We start from the raw sequence: 16,783 nt of genomic DNA, 5'->3' as shown, positions 1-16,783 counted from the left end.
TGCGGCGGTTGCGACGGTCAGGCGGTCAGGCGGTCAGGCGGTCAGGCGGTCAGGCGGTCGCCGTCAGCGTCGCCGAGCGGCGGGGGATCGCGAAGGCGTCCAGTTCGGCGCGGGTCAGGCCCGTCAGGGCGGTGACCTCCTCCGTGCCCACCGCGCCGCAGTCCAGGCCGCGGACCAGGTAGCCGGCCAGAGCCTTGGCGGTGGCGGGCTCGTCCATCACGTCGCCCTCGATCTTCGCGACGTACGCCTTCAGGCGCGCGGCAGCCGCCTCGAGGCCCTCGCGGTAGAAGGTGAAGACCGCCGCGTAGCGGGTCGGGAGGTGGCCCGGGTGCATGTCCCAGCCCTGGTAGTAGGCGCGGGCCAGGGCCCGGCGGGTGAGGCCGTAGTGCAGCTTCCAGGCTTCGTGCACGTGCTCGGTGGTGCCGATCGGCAGGACGTTCGTCGAGCCGTCGGAGACGCGTACGCCGGTGCCGGCGGCCGCTACCTGCATGATCGCCTTGGCGTGGTCGGCGGCCGGGTGGTCGCTCGACTGGTACGCGGCGGAGACGCCGACGCAGGCGCTGTAGTCGAAGGTGCCGTAGTGCAGGCCGGTGGCGCGGCCCTTGGAGGCCTCGATCATCCGGGCCACGGTGGCGGTGCCGTCGGAGGCGACGATCGACTGGCTGGTCTCGATCTGGATCTCGAAGCCGATCCGGCCGGGGCGCAGGCCGCGGGCGGCCTCGAAGGCCTCCAGCAGCTTGACGAAGGCGCTGACCTGCTCGGCGTACGTGACCTTGGGGAGGGTGAGGACCAGCCCGTCGGGGAGGCCGCCGTGCTCCAGCAGCCCGGACAGGAAGATGTCCGTGGTGCGGATGCCGCGGTCGCGGACGTTGGACTCCATGCACTTCATGCGGATGCCCATGTACGGGGCGTTCGTGCCGTTGGAGAAGGCCTCGGAGACGAGGCGGGCGGCCCGGGCGGCCGCCTGGTCCTCCTCCTCGTCGGAGCGGACGCCGAAGCCGTCCTCGAAGTCGACGCGGAGGTCCTCGATGGGCTCGGAGGCGAGCTTGGCGCGGACGCGGTCGTAGACGGGTACGGCCAGTTCGTCGCTGATGCCGAGCACCTCGGCGAAGGTCGCGGCGTCCGGAGCGTGCTCGTCGAGGGCCGCGAGGGCCTGGTCGCCCCAGGAGCGGATGGTGTCGGCGGCGAACACGTCACCGGGCACGTAGACGGTGTGGATGGGCTGGCGGGTGCCGGGGTCGCCCGGGTAGTGGCGCGCGAGCTCCGCGTCCACCGGCGCGAGGGAGGCACTGATGCCCTCGCTGACCGCGCCGGCGAGGCTCGTCGCCACCTTCTCCTGCTGACCCATCGCGCACTCTCCTCTTTTCCGCTTCACGGAAGCTTAGATCCGCATAGCAGAATTTAGTGTCGAGGTTCCGCCCCCGTCAATGGTCCCTCCACCGACACGGGCAAACGACTCGGGGCCGTGCGGTGAGAAACACCACACGGCCCCGAGAAGGTCAGCCAAAGGTCAGGCGACGAAGAGAAGCGCAGGTCAGCCCTTGCGCGCCTTGATCTCCTCGGTCAGCTGCGGGACGACGGCGAAGAGGTCGCCGACCACGCCGTAGTCGACCAGGTCGAAGATCGGGGCCTCGGCGTCCTTGTTGATGGCAACGATGGTCTTCGAGGTCTGCATGCCGGCCCGGTGCTGGATCGCGCCCGAGATTCCGGAGGCGATGTACAGCTGCGGGGAGACCGACTTGCCGGTCTGGCCGACCTGGTTGGAGTGCGGGTACCAGCCGGCGTCGACGGCGGCGCGCGAGGCGCCGACGGCGGCACCGAGGGAGTCCGCGAGCTCCTCGATGATGTGGAAGTTCTCGGCGCCGTTGACGCCGCGGCCGCCGGAGACCACGATCGCGGCCTCGGTCAGCTCGGGGCGGCCGGTCGACGCGCGCGGGGTGCGGGAGACGACCTTGGTGCCGGTGGCGAGGGCGCCGAAGGTGACGGCGAGGGCCTCGACGGCGCCGGCGGCCGGGGCGGCCTCGACCGGAGCCGAGTTCGGCTTGACGGTGATGACCGGGGTGCCCTTGGAGACACGGGACTTGGTGGTGAAGGACGCGGCGAACGCGGACTGCGTCGCGACCGGACCCTCGTCACCCGCCTCCAGGTCGACGGCGTCGGTGATGATGCCGGAGCCGATGCGGACCGCCAGGCGCGCGGCGATCTCCTTGCCCTCGGCGGAGGACGGGACGAGCACGGCGGCCGGGGAGACGGCCTCGTACGCGGCCTGCAGCGCGTCCACCTTCGGTACGACGAGGTACTCGGCGAACTCGGGGGCGTCGGCGGTGAGGACCTTGACCGCACCGTGCTCGGCGAGCACGGCGGCGGTGTTCTCGGCACCGGCGCCGAGGGCGACGGCGACGGGCTCGCCGATGCGGCGGGCGAGGGTCAGCAGCTCGAGGGTGGGCTTGCGGACGGCGCCGTCCACGTGGTCGACGTAGACGAGGACTTCAGCCATGGGAATGCTCCTGCGAATGCGAAGTAGTCAGGGGGCGATCGAGAGGGTGTCGGCTGAGGTTCTTGGATGAACTTCTGGCCGGCCAGGCTGCCTTAGATGAACTTCTGCTGCGCAAGGAAGGCGGCCAGCTGCTTGCCGCCCTCGCCCTCGTCCTTGACGATCGTGCCGGCGGTACGGGCCGGGCGCTGCGCCGCGGAGTCGACTGCGGTCCAGGAGCCCTCGAGGCCGACCTCGTCCGACTCGATCTCCAGCTCCTCCAGGTCCCAGGACTCGACCGGCTTCTTCTTGGCGGCCATGATGCCCTTGAAGGAGGGGTAGCGGGCCTCGCCCGACTGGTCCGTCACGGAGACGAGCGCCGGGAGGGAGGCCTCCAGCTGCTCGCTCGCGGAGTCGCCGTCGCGTCGGCCCGTCACGGTGCCGTCCTCGACCTTGACCTCGGAGAGCAGGGTGACCTGCGGGACGCCCAGGCGCTCGGCCAGGATCGCCGGGAGCACGCCCATGGTGCCGTCGGTCGAAGCCATGCCGGTGATGACCAGGTCGTAGCCGGCCTTCTCGATCGCCTTGGCGAGCACGAGCGAAGTGCCCATGACGTCGCTGCCGTGCAGGTCGTCGTCCTCGACGTGGATGGCCTTGTCGGCACCCATGGACAGCGCCTTGCGCAGCGCGTCCTTGGCGTCCTCGGGGCCCACCGTCAGGACGGTGATCTCGGCGTCGTCGGCCTCTTCGGCGATCTGCAGCGCCTGCTCGACGGCGTACTCGTCGAGCTCCGACAGCAGACCGTCGACGTCGTCGCGGTCGACCGTCAGGTCATCGGCGAAGTGCCGGTCGCCGGTGGCGTCGGGCACGTACTTCACACAGACAACGATCCTCAGGCTCACGCCGGCTCTCCTACCGCATCGTCTTTTTTCTGATACCGCCTTGTGCAGGCAGCATAGGCGCCTTGTCGGGCGGATCCCGGTCGGGGCGGCCCGCGCTCCGAAGGGAATGTTACTCGTCAGTACACCCTGGGTCCTCCACGGTTGCAAGGCCGGTGAACTGTGATCTGTCCAACGCCGTCCGAACCCGCCCCAGCAGGGACGATTCAGTCACGCAACGCGTTGAAGCGACCCTGGTGGTACAGCAGGGGCCGGCCCTCCCCGGCCGGGTCCCCGGCCACGGCCTCCGCGATGATCACCCGGTGCGCCCCGGCCGGCACCCGCGCCACGACGCGGCACACCAGCCACGCCAGCACGTCGTCCAGCAGCGGAACCTCGTGCGGACCCGGGGCCCAGCCCGTGGCGGGCCCGAACCGGTCGGCTCCGCTGCGGGCGAACAGGCCCGCCAGCTCCTTCTGGTGCTCGCCGAGTATGTGGACGCCGAGGTGCTCGGAGTCGCGTATCGCGGGCCAGCTGGACGACCCGGTGGCGATCGTGAAGGACAGCAGCGGCGGATCTGCCGAGACGGAATTGAGCGAGGTCGCGGTGAAGCCGACCGGCCGGTCCCCGCCGTCGGCGGTGATCACGGCCACTCCGGCGGCATGCCGGCGGAAGACGGAGCGGAGCAGGTCGGGCGAACCCGGCTGAGCGGAGCTGAATCGTGCGGACTGGGCCGCGGGGGCCGTCGGGGCCGTCATGGAGGTGCTTCCTTCTGCCGCGGAGGCGGCGGGCACGGGCGCGGTCGGATCGGGTCGGAGGCCGGGGTCGTTCAGTGGCCCCGACAACGCGCGCTCGCGTAGCGGACGAGGTCCACGTGGACCCGCCCGTAAAGCAGGAGTTCATACCGCATGCCGCCAGCCTGGCGATCTCCCGTGTACACAGTCAAGCCGCAATGGGCAGATGCGAGGCGCGTCACGCTGCGTGCGGGCGTGCGTACCGGCGCGCCCGTCATACCGCGGCACCCAGGGCGGCGATCACATCCGCCTTGCGGGGCATCCCCGCAGCGCGCCGCACGATCCGGCCCCCGGCATCCAGGACGAGCACGGTCGGTGTCTTCTCGATGCCCAGGGCGCGCACCAGCCCGAGGTGGGCTTCGGCATCGATCTCGATGTGCGCGACCCCCTCGACCAGGTCCGCCACCTCGGCGAGGATCCGCCGAGTGGCCCGGCAGGGCTGGCAGAACGCGCTGGAGAACTGCACCAGGCTGGCCCGTTCCCCTGGCTCCGCACCCAGTTCCGCCGCGCCCAGCCGCCCGGCGTCCGGCCGCACCGCTCCTGCGCCGCGCCCGCCCTCGTCCTCGTCCTCGTCCTCGCGCACCCCTGCTCCCGTCGCCGCTGCCCGTCCGCCGCGTCCGGGCGGCCGTCCGCCGTCGCCGCGGACCTCGTTGCCGCATCATTGAAGTACGTTCGTACGCTGATCGAAGCACGTTCGTACGGTGATCCGAGCGCCCCGGACACGCGCCGCATTCCCGGCGTGACGAGAATCTCCCCGGGCGCAGACGTCTGGACTGGCCAGCAGCCCGCGTATGGGGCACGATCCCCAAGGGCCGCGTACCTACGCAGCCGTAACTTCCGGCCGGGAGTACCTCCCCAGGCAGAAAGCGGGGTCTCCCCCTCATGGCTGAGCTCGTCTACCCTCCGGTGATCGGCGCCGCCCACACCCTCTTCCGGGCGCTGGACATCCGCATCGACATGAAGGGCACGGAGAACATCCCGCGCAAGGGCGGGGCGGTTCTCGTGTCGAACCACATCGGCTACCTCGACTTCATCTTCGCCGGCCTGACGGCGCGGCCGCAGAAGCGCCTGGTCCGCTTCATGGCGAAGGAGTCGGTGTTCCGCCACAGGGTGTCCGGCCCGCTGATGCGCGCGATGAAGCACATCCCGGTGGACCGCAAGCAGGGTGAGACGGCCTACCAGCACGCCCTCGACTCGCTGCGCGCCGGCGAGATCATCGGCGTGTTCCCGGAGGCGACGATCTCCCAGTCGTTCACGCTCAAGAGCTTCAAGTCGGGCGCCGCGCGCATGGCCCAGGAGGCCGGCGTCCCGCTGATCCCGGTGGCGCTGTGGGGCACCCAGCGTCTGTGGACCAAGGGCCGTCCGAAGAACCTCAAGCGCAGCCACATCCCGGTGACGATGCGGGTGGGCGAGCCCATCGAGGCGCCGACCGACCAGTACGCCGGGGCGATCACCCGCCGCGTGCGCGAGCGGGTGCAGGAGCTGCTGGACGCGGCGCAGCGCGCCTACCCGGCGGCCCCCAAGGGCTCCGAGGACTCCTGGTGGCTGCCGGCGCACCTGGGCGGGACCGCGCCGACGGCCGCCCAGGTCAAGGAAGCGGGCTGATCCCGCACCACCGGGTCGGGTGATGGTGCGGCCCCGCTGTTTACGGCGGGGCCGCGGTACCGTGCCCGCCCGTCAGTTGGGGTTCTCGGCGTGGGTCAGCGTCTCCCATGCCTCGAAGTGGTTCTCGGTGCCCGCGGGGCGCCGCCCCTCGGTCAGCTTGCGGGTGTTCTCCATGGCGATGCCCAGCCGCGTGTGCAGGGCGTTGTAGCCGACCTCGGTCGCCGGGCCGATGCCCTTGGTCAGGCTCCCGCCGCACAGCCAGGAGGGCACCGGCGCGCCGAGCTCGTACGCGGCGTGGAAGCCGAGTGCGTTGCGGAACCGGTCCTTGAACTCCGGGTAGAGGTCGCGGCCCTGGATCCGCGAGGTCTCGGCGACGTGCATGGTCGCGGCGATCGCCATGCCGGTGTGGCCGAAGTCCCGGCAGGTCTCCTGCGCGAGGCCGTCCACGAACGTGCTCTGGCCGTGCCAGTAGTCGACCAGCTCGCTGCGGGTGTCGATGGAGGAGCGCGGCGGATACTTGGGCTGCGGGCCGTCGGAGGCCAGGTAGAAGTACGCGGGGACCCGGCCGAGGTAGATGGCCATGGCCTTGTCGTAGCTCGCGCGGTCGTCGAGATGGACGGAGATGCCGACGGCGGCGTCCATCATGATCAGTTCCCAGTTGCCGTTGCTGTTCGGCTTGCCGTTGATGACCTCGGGCAGGTAGACGTCGCGCAGCATGGTCGCGAACCGCCCCTGGCCCGGCCAGCCGCCGGTGTACGTGTGCTTGACGATCTCGGCGGCGCGCGGCCAGGTGGAGCCCGCCCAGCCGCTCTGCAGCGGGGCGTTGCTGTTGGTGTGGTCCTTGATCTTCGCGGACCAGGCGTCCATCAGCTCGATCGACTTCTTCGCGTACTTGGCGTCGCGGGTGATGTACCAGGCGAGTGCGTCGCTGTACGCCGCAATGGCGTCCTCGCGCTCGTCGGAACAGCCGATGTCCGGGTTCGAGTACGAGCCGCACTCGACGACGGCGCGCGGTTTGGGTGTGCGTGACAGGGAGCCGTAAGGGCTGGCGAGCATCGCATCGAACGCTCCCTTCCACGGCTGCTCTCCGGCCTGCACCTTGGTGCGTACGAAGTCCAGTTGGGCGCGGCTGTTCAGGACTCCGGGGTGGGCGAACTGCGCGGGGGCGACAGCAGCCGGGGCGGGCCGTGGGGGGCCGGCGTGAGCGGTGGGGGTGAGGGTCAGGGCCGCGGTTAAGCCGAGTGCGAGGGCGGCCAGCCCGGCGGGGACTCCGTAACGCATGAGCGCCTTCCGGTCGGAGGTGGGGGGGAACGGGGAATTCCTGCCGCCGAAAGTACCCATGGGCATGCCAAGTTGACAACGTTATCCGACAGGAAACTTTCCTATCACCTCGCCCGCCCGGGCCGGCCACCTCCGCCCGTCCGGCCGCCTACGCCTGCCCGGAAGCCTCCGCGCTCCCGACCACCTCCGCGCGCTTGCGCCTCCGGTGCGCGGCGACCCGCGCACGCGTGGCGCAGGTGGTGGAGCAGTAGCGGCGGGCGCTGCCGGGCCCGGCGCCGAGGAAGAACCGCCCACAGCCCTCGGCGGCGCAGGCGCCCCACGCGATCCGCCCGTACTCGGTGAGCAGGTGGGAGAGCGCCAGGGCCCCGGAGGCCAGGAACCACTCGCCCCAGCCGGCCTGTTCCCCCCGGTCCACGTGCAGGTGCCAGGGGTGGCCGTCGTGCCGGGTCAGGCGGGGCCGGGTGCCGTACTGCGCGAACAGCGCGTTGAGGGCCTCGGCGGCGCGGTCCTCATCGGTCTCGGCGAGGACGGCGCCCATCCGCCGGGCGGCGGCCCTCAGTTCGGCCGCGTCGGCCTCGGTGAAGACCTCCTGCGCGAGGTCCGCGGGGTGCTCCCCGTGCCGCGCGAGGAGCGCCGCGAGCTCGGCGCGCGGGAGGCCGGGGTCCACGCGGACCGCCTCGGCGAGATCGATCAGCCGCCGGCCCACCGAGAACCCCTGCGCGGAATCGGTCATCCCAGGATCCTTTCGCTCTACAACGGTATGGCGTAACGTCTTGTGCCGCTATCACGTTACACACTGCGGGGAGGGTCCGGGGATGCACGGGTTCGGGCGGTACGTGGCCGCCGCGCTGGCCGCGCGGTTCGCCTCGGAGGGCATGAGCCTCGCGGTGGTCCTGCTCGCCCTCGAGCGCACCGGGAGCGCCGCGCACGGGGCCTTCGTACTGACCGCCTGGCTGGCGCCGCACGTACTGGCGGCTCCGCTCGCCGGGGCGGCGGCGGCCCGGACCCGGCGGCCGAGGCTGTTCCACGTGGGCGCGCTGGCCGGGTTCACCTGCGCGGTGGCGGCGCTGTCCGTGCTGCTGGGCCGGGCCCCGGCGCCGCTGGTGCTCGCGGTGGCGCTGCTGGGCGGCAGCTGCGGGCCGATGGTGACGGGCGGGATGTCCAGCCTGGTCGCCGGCCTGGTCCCGGCGGGGGCCGCGCGGGACCGGGCGTACGCGTGGGACGCGTCCACCTACACCGCCGCCGCGGTCACCGCCCCGGCGGTGGTGGGCCTGGCCGCCTCACTGGGCTCGGCCGCGCCCGCGATGGCGGCGCTCGCACTGGCCGGCGCGCTCGCGGCGGCACTGGCCACGACCCTCCCGTACGGAACCCCGCGGCCGGGCCCGGTGGCGGACGCCGGGCCAGATTCCGGGGCGAACGGCGGGCCGAACGGCGGGACGCACCCGGGCGCGAACCCCGCAGCGGCCCTGCCGAGCCCTCCCCCGGCCGGTCTGGGCGCCGGGCTCGCGGCCCTGTGGCGGATCCGGGAGCTGCGGGCGATCACCTCGGCCACGACGCTGGCCTTCGTCGGTATCGGCACGCTCACCACCACCTCGGTGCTGCTGGCCTCCCGGCTCGGCAGCCCGGGGGCCGGGGGCGTGCTGATGACGGCCTTCGCGGTGGGCGCGCTGGCGGGCTCCCTGACGCTGGGCCGGATCACGGCCGTGGAGCCGGGGCGCTTGGCGCGCTGGGCGATGGCAGGCACCGGAGCCGCCCTGGCGGCGGCCGTGTTCGCCCCGTCCGTGACCGTCGGGGCGGTGCTGTTCGCCGCCGCCGGGGTGTGCGACGGCCCCCTGCTGACGGCCACCCTCCGGATCCGCTCGGAGTACGCCCCCGACGCAGTACGGACCCAGGTGTTCACCCTCGGCGCGGGGCTCAAGCTGACCGCCGCGTCGGTCGGCGCCGCCCTCGTGGGCTTCGCCGCGGCCGCGCCGCCTCAAGCGCTGCTGGCCGGGATATCCGCACTGATCCTGGCCGCGGCCCTGCTGCACGCGCTGGTGGCGCGGCAGGGCGGGGCCCCGGCTGCCGCGACGGCTACAGGGCTGTCGGGAGGTTCCGCCACAGCTCCTGCCGGTCGGCGGAGTCCTGGAGGGCCTTGAGCGCGGCCGGGTGCGGGACGGCGTACAGCCCGGGGTAGTCGACCTCGCCGAGCTCGGGGCGTACCGGGAAGGCGAGCCGCTCGGCGTCCAGGGAGAACCGGGCGTCCACGCCCGGCTTGTTGCCGCGGGCGTCCTGGCGGGCCCAGTCCGCGGCGCCGGGCAGCCGGAGGGCGATCAGCCCGTGGACGGCGGGGTTCGAGCCGTCGTCGTCGGCGAGCCGCTGGTAGCAGAGGCCGGCCGGGATGCCCCGGGCACGCAACAGGGCGACCAGGGCATGGGACTTGGCGTAGCAGATGCCGTTGCGCGTGCCCAGTACGTCCGAGGCGCGCCAGGAGACGCGCGGATCCCCGGAGTCGGCGGAGTGCGGGATGGTGTCGCGAATGAACTCGAAGGCGACCTTTGCGTATGAGTATGCGTCGCTGGTGGCGGTCCAGAGGGCGTCGGCGGTTTCCCGTACGAGCGGGTGGTCGTGGTCGATGACCTCGTCCGCCGCCAAATAGGCATGGATGTCCGGGCTTTGCGGGATCAGCTGCATGGCCCGGAGCATAGACATACCCCCGACCGCAGATCAATGAATTTACAGTCGAGGGTATATCTATTCACTTTTCGAAGGGGGCCGACACCTAGCGGGCCAGCTCCTCCTTCAGCGCCTGGAGGAAGCCGTCCACGTCCTCCTCCTGGGTGTCGAAGCCGCACATCCAGCGCACGTGGCCGGCGACCTCGTCCCAGAAGTAGAAGCGGTAACGCTTCTGCAGCCGCCGCGACACCTCGTGCGGCAGCTTCGCGAACACCGCGTTGGCCTGCACCGGATAGAGGATCTCCACGCCGTCGGTCTCGCGCACGCCCGCCGCCAGCCGCTGCGCCATCGCATTGGCGTGCTGGGCGTTGCGCAGCCACAGGTCCTTGGCGAGCAGCGCCTCCAGCTGCACCGACACGAACCGCATCTTGGACGCGAGTTGCATCGACATCTTGCGGATGTGCTTCAGCTGCCGGACCGCGTCGGGGTTGACGACCACCACGGCCTCGCCGAACATCATGCCGTTCTTGGTGCCGCCGTACGACAGCACGTCCACGCCCACCGTGTTGGTGAACGTGCGCATCGGCACGTCGAGGGAGGCCGCGGCGTTGGCTATCCGGGCCCCGTCGAGGTGGACCTTCATGCCGTGGCCGTGCGCGTGCTCGCAGATCGCCCGGATCTCGTCCGGCGTGTACACCGTGCCCAGCTCAGTGTTCTGGGTGATCGAGACGACCTGCGGCATCGCCCGGTGCTCGTCCTCCCAGCCCCAGGCCTGGCGGTCGATGAGCTCGGGGGTGAGCTTGCCGTCCGGGGTCGGGACGGTGAGCAGCTTGAGCCCGGCCATCCGCTCCGGGGCGCCGCCCTCGTCGACGTTGATGTGCGCCGTCTCGGCACAGATCACCGCACCCCAGCGGTCCGTCAGGGCCTGGAGGGCCGTGACGTTCGCGCCGGTGCCGTTGAAGACCGGGAAGGCCTCCGCGTACGGGCCGAAGTGGCTGCGGATGATCTTCTGCAGGTTTTCGGTGTACTCGTCCTCGCCGTAGGCGACCTGATGGCCGCCGTTGGCCAGGGCGAGGGCCTCCAGGATCTCTGGATGGACCCCCGCGTAGTTGTCACTCGCGAAACCGCGCACCGCCGGATCGTGGTGGCGGCGGGCATCGGTTTTCACGGTTGCGGAGTGAGCCACAGACGCTGTCCGTTCACATCGATGGCGGGCCGCTCCCACACGCCGGCGATGGCCTCGGCCAGCTCCTTGACGTCGGTGAAGCCCGCGAACTTCGCATTGGGGCGCTCGGCGCGCATCGCGTCGTGCACCAGTGCCTTGATCACCAGGATCGCAGCCGCGGCGCCCGGGCCCTCCTCGCCCCCCGCCTTGCGGAAGGAGTCGGCGAGGGCGAGGGTCCAGGCCTCGGCGGCTGCCTTGCCGGCGTTGTACGCGGCGTTGTTGGCGACCGGCTTGTGCGCGCCGGACTGGCTGACCAGGACGTAGCGGCCCTGGTCACTGCGCAGCAGCGCGTCGTGGAAGGCGAGCGACGTGTGCTGGACGGTGCGGATCAGGAGCTTCTCCAGGAAGTCCCAGTCCGCGAGGTCCGTGTCGGTGAAGGTGGTGCTGCCGCGCCAGCCGCCCACGAGGTGGACGAGCCCGTCCACGCGGCCGAATTCCTTCTCGGTCCGGTCGGCCCAGGCCTTGGTGGCCTCCAGGTCGAGCAGGTCCACGGTGTCACCGGTGACGGTGGCGCCGCCGTGGGCGTAGCGGGCCGCGTCCACGGACTCCGCGAGGCGTGTCGGGTCGGCGTCGGCCGCCACGACCACCGCACCGGCCTCGGCGAGGCGGAGCAGGGCGGCGCGGCCGGCGGGGCCGCCGGCCCCGGCCACCGCGACGACGGCCCCGTGGAGCTTGCCGTTCCCGGAGTTCCCAGCGCTGTTCATCTGTGCAGCCTCCTGTGGGCGAGCGCTCACGCGGCGACCCGCTCGACCGAATCGGCGTTCACTGCAGTGATGCCCTTCGTGGAGGCGATCACTCCCTTGAGCTTCTTGGCGAGCGCCTCATAGAACATGCTCAGCGGAAACTCGTCGGGAAGCACGTCGTCCACGAGCTTGCGCGGCGGCTGCGTCAGGTCGAGGGCGTCGGGGCCCTTGGCCCACTTGGAGCCCGGGTGCGGGGCGAGATAGGTGGAGACGAGCTCGTACGCCTTGAACCAGTGGACGAGCTTCGGGCGGTCGATGCCGGCCCGGTAGAGGTCCTCGATCTCGGCGCACAGCTGGTTGGTGACCTGCGGGGCACGCATCCAGTCGATCTTCAGCTTGTTGTCCGTCCAGCGCACGACGTCGTGCTTGTGGAGGTACGCGAAGAGCAGCTGGCCGCCGAGGCCGTCGTAGTTGCGGTTGCGGTCGCCCGAGACCGGGAAGCGGAACATCCGGTCGAAGAGGACGGCGTACTGCACGTCGCGGCCGTGCTCGTTGCCCTCGGACTCCAGCTTCACGGCCTCCTTGAAGGCGGTGAGGTCGCAGCGCAGCTCCTCCAGGCCGTACATCCAGAACGGCTGGCGCTGCTTGATCATGAAGGGGTCGAACGGCAGGTCGCCGTGGCTGTGGGTGCGGTCGTGGACCATGTCCCACAGGACGAAGGCCTTCTCGCAGCGCTCCTGGTCCTCGACCATGCGGGCGATGTCCTCGGGCAGCTCGATGCCGAGGGTGTCGACGGCGGCCGCGGTGACCTTGCGGTAGCGGGCGGCCTCGCGGTCGCAGAAGATGCCGCCCCAGGTGAAGCGCTCGGGGGCCTCGCGGACGGCGATGGTCTCCGGGAAGAGCACGGCGGAGTGGGTGTCGTAGCCCGGGGTGAAGTCCTCGAAGGTGATGCCGAGGAACAGCGGGTTGTCGTACCGGGTGCGCTCCAGCTCGGAGAGCCACTCGGGCCACACCATCTTGAGGACGACGGCCTCGAAGTTGCGGTCGAGGTTGCCGTTCTGCGTGTACATGGGGAAGACGACCAGGTGCTGGAGCCCGTCGGCACGCTCGGCGGCCGGGTGGAAGGCCAGCAGGGAGTCCAGGAAGTCCGGCACCTTGAAGCCGTCCGCGACCCACTTGCGCAGGTCGGAGACGAGCGCGCCGTGGTACGCGGTGGCGTGCGGCAGCAGCGGCGACAGCGCCTCGACGGCGCCGACCACCCGCTCGACGGCGGCCTCGACAACGGCCGGGGCGGGGGCGTCCGCGGCCTCGAAGTCGATGGAGCCGTCCTTGGCCTGCCAGGGGCGGATCTCCTCCACGGCGGCCTTGAGCTCGGGCCACGCGGGGTGGTCGACCACCCGCGCACCGGCGGTTATCACCGCACCGCCAGAACCCGGCACAAGAATTTCCGTCATGTCACTTCCTCCACAGGAGAACCTCGCGTCATGACAGCGTATGCATGCAAGCCTGTCCCGCTCAAGAGGGTGTTCGGGAAATTATCCTGCGCGACCCCCGTCGACACCGTAATTCTTCCCGCCGCTCACCGTTCGATTGATAGTTTCGTCCCTTTCGTCAAGTTCTCCGCCGGTAGCGGGGAGCCGTGCGCGGATCCACAAGACCGGCCGGGCGTGGCCGGATTGCGTACGCGGCCCCGCCGCGGAGCGGACCGCGGCCCGGCGGCCCCGCGGGGCCGCCGGCCACCCGCGGGGCGGGCGGGTGACGTCCGTCACGCCGCCGTCATGCCCCGCCCCGGTTCGCCCGGGCGGCGCGCGCTCAGGCCGTACGGAAGTGCGGGATGACCTTCTCGCCCCACTGCCTCAGGGTCTCCAGGCAGGCCTCCTGCGGCACCGTGCCCATCTGGATCAGGCACATGATCTCGTCCGCCCCCGCCTCCTTGAGCCGCTGGACGTACGCGATGGCGTCGCCGGCGCTCCCGTACGCGTGATCGGCACGGAACGTGGCCGTCGAGGTGGGCCGCACCGGGATGTCCTGCTCGTGCAGCCGGGCCACCGCCTGCTCGGCCGCCCTGCGCATCTCCGCCGCCTCGTCGGCGCCCGCGACCACGGCCTCGTCCGGGATGCCGGCGCCGCCGTACCAGTGGCCGATGGACTGGGCGAAGAACCGCTGGCCCCGGATGCCGATCCGGCGCGCCTCGGCCGGGTCGTCGAGCACGATGGTCGGACAGAGCACCGAGAAGTGGTCGTTGACCGCGGCGGAGACGAAGCGGGCGCCGTCCCGGCCGGCGACCGCCCCGTCGTACACGGCCCGCATCCCGGCGATGGACTCGGGCCCGGCGAAGCCCATCACCAGCGCCCCGACGCCCAGTTCCGCGGCCTGCACCAGGGTCTCGGCGCGGCTGCACGCCAGGAACAGCGGCGGATGCGGGGTCTGCCGCGGCCGGGGCAGGATCGGGTGCGGGGCGATGTCGATCAGCTCTCCGTGGTACTCCAGCTCCTCCTCCCGCCAGGCCTTGCCGATGATCCGCAGCGCCTCCTCGACCTCCCGGGTGGTGCGCTCCCTGTCGACCCCGCACAGGGAGGTCTCCTGCTCGGTGCCGCCGCGCCCGGCGCCGAGGTCGAGGCGGCCGCCGGAGAGCAGGTCGAGCATGGCGGCCCGCTCGGCGACCCGGACCGGGTGGTTGAAGTTGAAGGGCATGCACACGACGCCGTGGCCGATGCGTATGGTGTGCGTCCGGGCGGCGACCCAGGTCAGGAAGACCTCCGGGGCGCTCAGGTGTGAATACCACTTCAGGGAGTGGTGCTCGACGGCCCAGATCCGGTCGAAACCCATGTGCTCGGCGAGCACGGCCTGCTCCACGCAGTCGTGGATGACCTGGTGCTCCCGCTCCACGGTCGGGTCGGCGAGCTGAGCTTCGAAGATCACGGAGAATTTCACGATGCCTCCAGGGTTGCGTCCCGTACCCGGCCACACTTCAATTCGCAATATGACTAGTAGTCATACGTCGAAGAAGCAAGACCTTCCGCCGACCGCATGGGCGGTGCTCGGGCTGCTGTCCTTTCCCGGGGAGCGCACCGGGTACGAGCTGAAGAAGTGGGCGGACTCCTCCCTGCGCTTCTTCTACTGGTCCCCGGCCATCAGCCAGATCTACGCCGAGTTGCGCCGGCTCGAGGAGCTGGGGTACGCGGCCTCCGCACGCTCGGGCCCCGAAGAGGCCCGGGCCAAGCGCCGCTACGCCATCACCGACGCCGGCCGCGAGGCCCTCGCCGGCTGGGCCTCGGACACCGCGGACGCCGGTCCCCCGGTGCTCAAGCACGGGCTGCTGCTGCGGATCTGGCTCGGTCACCTCGCCGAGCCGGAGCGGCTGCGCGCGCTGGTCGGCGGCCATCTGGAACGCACCCGGGGCGAACTGGCCGCCGTACGGGAGGCCATGGAGCATGCGGGCGACATGCCGGAGTGGGCCTTCCCCGCGCTCGCGCTGCGCTGGAGCGAGCGGCAGCACCTGGCCGAACTGGAGCTGGGCGAGGCCCTGCTGGCTGATCTCGCGGAGCTGGACGGGACCGGGACCGGAACCGGGACGGGGACCGCAGCCGCGGACCCGGATCGTCAAGGCGGCGGGGACGCGCCCACGCCCGGGTGACGCAGCAGGGCCGCCGCACGGCGTGCGGCGGCGCACAGCCCTGGCGGGAACCGGCCGACGGGCTCGTTCCGGGCGCTGCACGGGCGGTCTCATCGCATCCCCGGCGCACTAGCATGCGTCCTCACCGCGCGCGGCCGGTAGGGACACCGCGACCGCGCGGGAGCCGCCGTCGACGGAAGCGAGAGAACCTTGACTTTCCTCACCATCGGTCACCGCGGGGTCATGGGTGTCGAACCTGAGAACACCCTGCGGTCGTTCGTCCGCGCGGAACGTTCCGGGATGGACGTCATCGCGCTGGACGTGCAGCTGAGCAAGGACGGCGTGCTCGTCGTCCTGCACGACGCCGAGGTGGACCGGACCACCGACGGCGCCGGGGCCGTCGTCGATCTGACCCTGGCCGCACTGCGCGAGCTGGACGCCGGCCAGGGCGAGCACGTCCCGGTCTTCGAAGAGGTCCTGGACGCGGTCCGGACCCCGCTCCAGGTGTCGGTCCAGGACGGGGCCGCCGCCGCGGCGCTGGCGGAGCTGGTCCTGCGCCGCGACCTGAGCACGCGGGTGGAGGTGGCTTCCTTCCACGACGAGGTGCTCGCCGAGACGGCCCGGCTGGTGCCGGGGGTGCGCAGCTGCCTGTACGCGGACATGCACGTGGGCCACCGCAGGACCATCGAGGACCGGGCGCTGGCCGTGGGTGCGCAGACGGTCGCCCTGAACATCCGCGAGCTCACCCTGGACACGGTGGAGTCGGTGCACGCGGCCGGGCTGCGGGTGACCGGCTGGACCGTCAACACCCTGCAACAGCTGCGGGTGGCGCGGGCGCTCGAACTGGACGGCGCGACGACCGACTTCCCGGAGATCCGCAGCACGGGCCGGTTCATCGCCTGACGGGCGCCCCGGCCGCGGTTCCGGCCCCCGCTCCGTGCTACAGCGACTTGACCAGCAGCTCGAAGGCCAGGTCGTCGCGGAGCGGGACGCCGAAGCGCTCGTCGCCGTACGGGAAGGGGCTCAGTTCGCCGGTGCGCCGGTAGCCGCGGCGCACGTAGTAGGCGATGAGCTCCTCCCGCACGTTCACCACCGTCATCCGCATCTCCTTGGCGTCCCACGTCTCGCGGGCGCGGCGCTCGGCCTCGGCGAGGATCTCCTTGCCGAGGCCGCCGCCCTGCAGCCCCGGGCGGACCGCGAACATCCCGAAGTAGACGTGGTCGCCCCGGTGTTCGAGCTGGCAGCAGGCGACGAGAGCGCCTGCGCGCTCGACGACGAGCAGGACGCTGTCGGCTGAGTCGATGATCGCGCGGACCCCTTCGGGGTCGGTGCGCTGCCCGTCCAGGAAGTCCGCCTCGGTGGTCCAGCCGCCACGGCTGGCCTCCCCTCGGTAGGCCGACTCGACGAGCGCCACCACTTCCGGTACGTCCGCCTCCGCGGCGCTGCGGAAGCTCAGGGCGGTGGGGTGGGCGGTCGACATCGGGGGCTCCGTTCTGCTCGGCGGCATATGACATGCCCGGTGCGGCACGGAGAGCCTAACCCGGGGCGGCGTGCGGGCGTCCGGGCCGGGGCA

The 16,783-nt window shown here is 71.7% G+C and carries 17 protein-coding genes; 4 read left to right on the top strand and 13 right to left on the bottom strand.

All coding sequences use genetic code 11. From position 1 onward, the window contains the following. Positions 1-49 precede the first annotated feature (49 nt). From AB0I68_RS34120 to AB0I68_RS34100, 5 genes are all read right to left on the bottom strand, one after another. Positions 50-1,348: an aldolase gene (locus AB0I68_RS34120; protein WP_363181268.1), complete on the bottom strand. Its 1,299-nt coding sequence runs from the start codon at positions 1,346-1,348 to the stop codon at positions 50-52. 186 nt (positions 1,349-1,534) lie between these two features. After that, a complete protein-coding gene (locus AB0I68_RS34115; protein ID WP_363181267.1) occupies positions 1,535-2,497 on the bottom strand; it encodes an electron transfer flavoprotein subunit alpha/FixB family protein in 963 nt (320 codons plus the stop codon). A gap of 92 nt (positions 2,498-2,589) precedes the next feature. Beyond that, positions 2,590-3,375, bottom strand: a complete 786-nt coding sequence (locus AB0I68_RS34110; RefSeq protein WP_363181266.1) for an electron transfer flavoprotein subunit beta/FixA family protein — start codon at positions 3,373-3,375, stop codon at positions 2,590-2,592. Between the two features lie 203 nt (positions 3,376-3,578). Then, a complete protein-coding gene (locus AB0I68_RS34105; protein ID WP_363181265.1) occupies positions 3,579-4,109 on the bottom strand; it encodes a flavin reductase family protein in 531 nt (176 codons plus the stop codon). Between the two features lie 250 nt (positions 4,110-4,359). After that, positions 4,360-4,680 (bottom strand): thioredoxin family protein, encoded by a 321-nt coding sequence (locus AB0I68_RS34100; RefSeq protein ID WP_363181294.1) that lies wholly within the window; start codon positions 4,678-4,680, stop codon positions 4,360-4,362. 347 nt (positions 4,681-5,027) lie between these two features. Between AB0I68_RS34100 and AB0I68_RS34095 the strand changes: the two genes are divergently transcribed. Next, positions 5,028-5,750 (top strand): lysophospholipid acyltransferase family protein, encoded by a 723-nt coding sequence (locus AB0I68_RS34095; protein ID WP_363181264.1) that lies wholly within the window; start codon positions 5,028-5,030, stop codon positions 5,748-5,750. A 72-nt stretch (positions 5,751-5,822) separates the two neighbouring features. Here the strand turns inward: AB0I68_RS34095 and AB0I68_RS34090 are convergent, their stop codons facing one another. Both AB0I68_RS34090 and AB0I68_RS34085 read right to left on the bottom strand, forming a co-directional pair. Then, positions 5,823-7,031 carry an alginate lyase family protein gene (locus tag AB0I68_RS34090; protein ID WP_363181263.1) on the bottom strand — a complete coding sequence of 403 codons (1,209 nt, stop codon included), beginning with the start codon at positions 7,029-7,031 and terminating at the stop codon, positions 5,823-5,825. A 148-nt stretch (positions 7,032-7,179) separates the two neighbouring features. Continuing rightward, on the bottom strand, positions 7,180-7,764 hold the full coding sequence (locus AB0I68_RS34085; RefSeq protein WP_363181262.1) for a CGNR zinc finger domain-containing protein: 585 nt from the start codon (positions 7,762-7,764) through the stop codon (positions 7,180-7,182). An 82-nt stretch (positions 7,765-7,846) separates the two neighbouring features. Here AB0I68_RS34085 and AB0I68_RS34080 point away from each other — a divergent pair, with 82 nt between their 5' ends. Next, positions 7,847-9,169, top strand: coding sequence for an MFS transporter (locus AB0I68_RS34080; protein ID WP_363181261.1), 1,323 nt, complete (start codon positions 7,847-7,849; stop codon positions 9,167-9,169). On the opposite strand, the gene AB0I68_RS34075 is transcribed toward AB0I68_RS34080, so the two are convergent. From AB0I68_RS34075 to AB0I68_RS34055, 5 genes are all read right to left on the bottom strand, one after another. Beyond that, positions 9,105-9,704 (bottom strand): transglutaminase family protein, encoded by a 600-nt coding sequence (locus AB0I68_RS34075; RefSeq protein ID WP_363181260.1) that lies wholly within the window; start codon positions 9,702-9,704, stop codon positions 9,105-9,107. The two genes, AB0I68_RS34080 and AB0I68_RS34075, sit on opposite strands and share 65 nt — an antisense overlap. Positions 9,705-9,792: 88 nt before the next feature. Further along, entirely contained in the window at positions 9,793-10,854 is a 1,062-nt protein-coding gene (locus AB0I68_RS34070) for a low specificity L-threonine aldolase (RefSeq protein ID WP_363181259.1), read from the bottom strand. Further along, complete coding sequence (locus AB0I68_RS34065; RefSeq protein ID WP_363181258.1) at positions 10,851-11,615, bottom strand: SDR family NAD(P)-dependent oxidoreductase; 765 nt, start codon at positions 11,613-11,615, stop codon at positions 10,851-10,853. The genes AB0I68_RS34070 and AB0I68_RS34065 overlap by 4 nt, the downstream gene beginning before the upstream one ends. Before the next feature lie 26 nt (positions 11,616-11,641). Beyond that, entirely contained in the window at positions 11,642-13,048 is a 1,407-nt protein-coding gene (locus AB0I68_RS34060; RefSeq protein WP_363181257.1) for a DUF6421 family protein, read from the bottom strand. 358 nt (positions 13,049-13,406) lie between these two features. Beyond that, positions 13,407-14,528 carry an LLM class flavin-dependent oxidoreductase gene (locus AB0I68_RS34055; protein ID WP_363181256.1) on the bottom strand — a complete coding sequence of 374 codons (1,122 nt, stop codon included), beginning with the start codon at positions 14,526-14,528 and terminating at the stop codon, positions 13,407-13,409. Positions 14,529-14,577: 49 nt separating this feature from the next. Between AB0I68_RS34055 and AB0I68_RS34050 the strand changes: the two genes are divergently transcribed. Together AB0I68_RS34050 and AB0I68_RS34045 are read left to right on the top strand one after the other, a co-directional pair. Then, complete coding sequence (locus AB0I68_RS34050; RefSeq protein WP_363181255.1) at positions 14,578-15,231, top strand: PadR family transcriptional regulator; 654 nt, start codon at positions 14,578-14,580, stop codon at positions 15,229-15,231. A 189-nt stretch (positions 15,232-15,420) separates the two neighbouring features. Next, positions 15,421-16,113: a glycerophosphodiester phosphodiesterase family protein gene (locus AB0I68_RS34045; RefSeq protein ID WP_363181253.1), complete on the top strand. Its 693-nt coding sequence runs from the start codon at positions 15,421-15,423 to the stop codon at positions 16,111-16,113. A 37-nt stretch (positions 16,114-16,150) separates the two neighbouring features. Here the strand turns inward: AB0I68_RS34045 and AB0I68_RS34040 are convergent, their stop codons facing one another. Beyond that, positions 16,151-16,690: a GNAT family N-acetyltransferase gene (locus AB0I68_RS34040; protein WP_363181252.1), complete on the bottom strand. Its 540-nt coding sequence runs from the start codon at positions 16,688-16,690 to the stop codon at positions 16,151-16,153. Between the last annotated feature and the right edge of the window lie 93 nt (positions 16,691-16,783).

Source organism: Streptomyces sp. NPDC050448, assembly GCF_040655295.1.
Classification (GTDB): domain Bacteria; phylum Actinomycetota; class Actinomycetes; order Streptomycetales; family Streptomycetaceae; genus Streptomyces.
The sequence above is the reverse complement of the archived record's forward strand: the minus strand, read 5'-3'. Positions and strand labels throughout refer to the sequence as shown.

Coding starts and splice junctions, on each gene's coding strand:
- AB0I68_RS34115 (WP_363181267.1), bottom strand. CDS start 2,497: ATGGCTGAAGTCCTCGTCTACGTCGACCACGTGGACGGCGCCGTCCGC.
- AB0I68_RS34080 (WP_363181261.1), top strand. CDS start 7,847: ATGCACGGGTTCGGGCGGTACGTGGCCGCCGCGCTGGCCGCGCGGTTC.
- AB0I68_RS34075 (WP_363181260.1), bottom strand. CDS start 9,704: ATGCAGCTGATCCCGCAAAGCCCGGACATCCATGCCTATTTGGCGGCG.
- AB0I68_RS34120 (WP_363181268.1), bottom strand. CDS start 1,348: ATGGGTCAGCAGGAGAAGGTGGCGACGAGCCTCGCCGGCGCGGTCAGC.
- AB0I68_RS34050 (WP_363181255.1), top strand. CDS start 14,578: ATGACTAGTAGTCATACGTCGAAGAAGCAAGACCTTCCGCCGACCGCA.
- AB0I68_RS34085 (WP_363181262.1), bottom strand. CDS start 7,764: ATGACCGATTCCGCGCAGGGGTTCTCGGTGGGCCGGCGGCTGATCGAT.
- AB0I68_RS34105 (WP_363181265.1), bottom strand. CDS start 4,109: ATGACGGCCCCGACGGCCCCCGCGGCCCAGTCCGCACGATTCAGCTCC.
- AB0I68_RS34040 (WP_363181252.1), bottom strand. CDS start 16,690: ATGTCGACCGCCCACCCCACCGCCCTGAGCTTCCGCAGCGCCGCGGAG.
- AB0I68_RS34065 (WP_363181258.1), bottom strand. CDS start 11,615: ATGAACAGCGCTGGGAACTCCGGGAACGGCAAGCTCCACGGGGCCGTC.
- AB0I68_RS34095 (WP_363181264.1), top strand. CDS start 5,028: ATGGCTGAGCTCGTCTACCCTCCGGTGATCGGCGCCGCCCACACCCTC.
- AB0I68_RS34090 (WP_363181263.1), bottom strand. CDS start 7,031: ATGCGTTACGGAGTCCCCGCCGGGCTGGCCGCCCTCGCACTCGGCTTA.
- AB0I68_RS34060 (WP_363181257.1), bottom strand. CDS start 13,048: ATGACGGAAATTCTTGTGCCGGGTTCTGGCGGTGCGGTGATAACCGCC.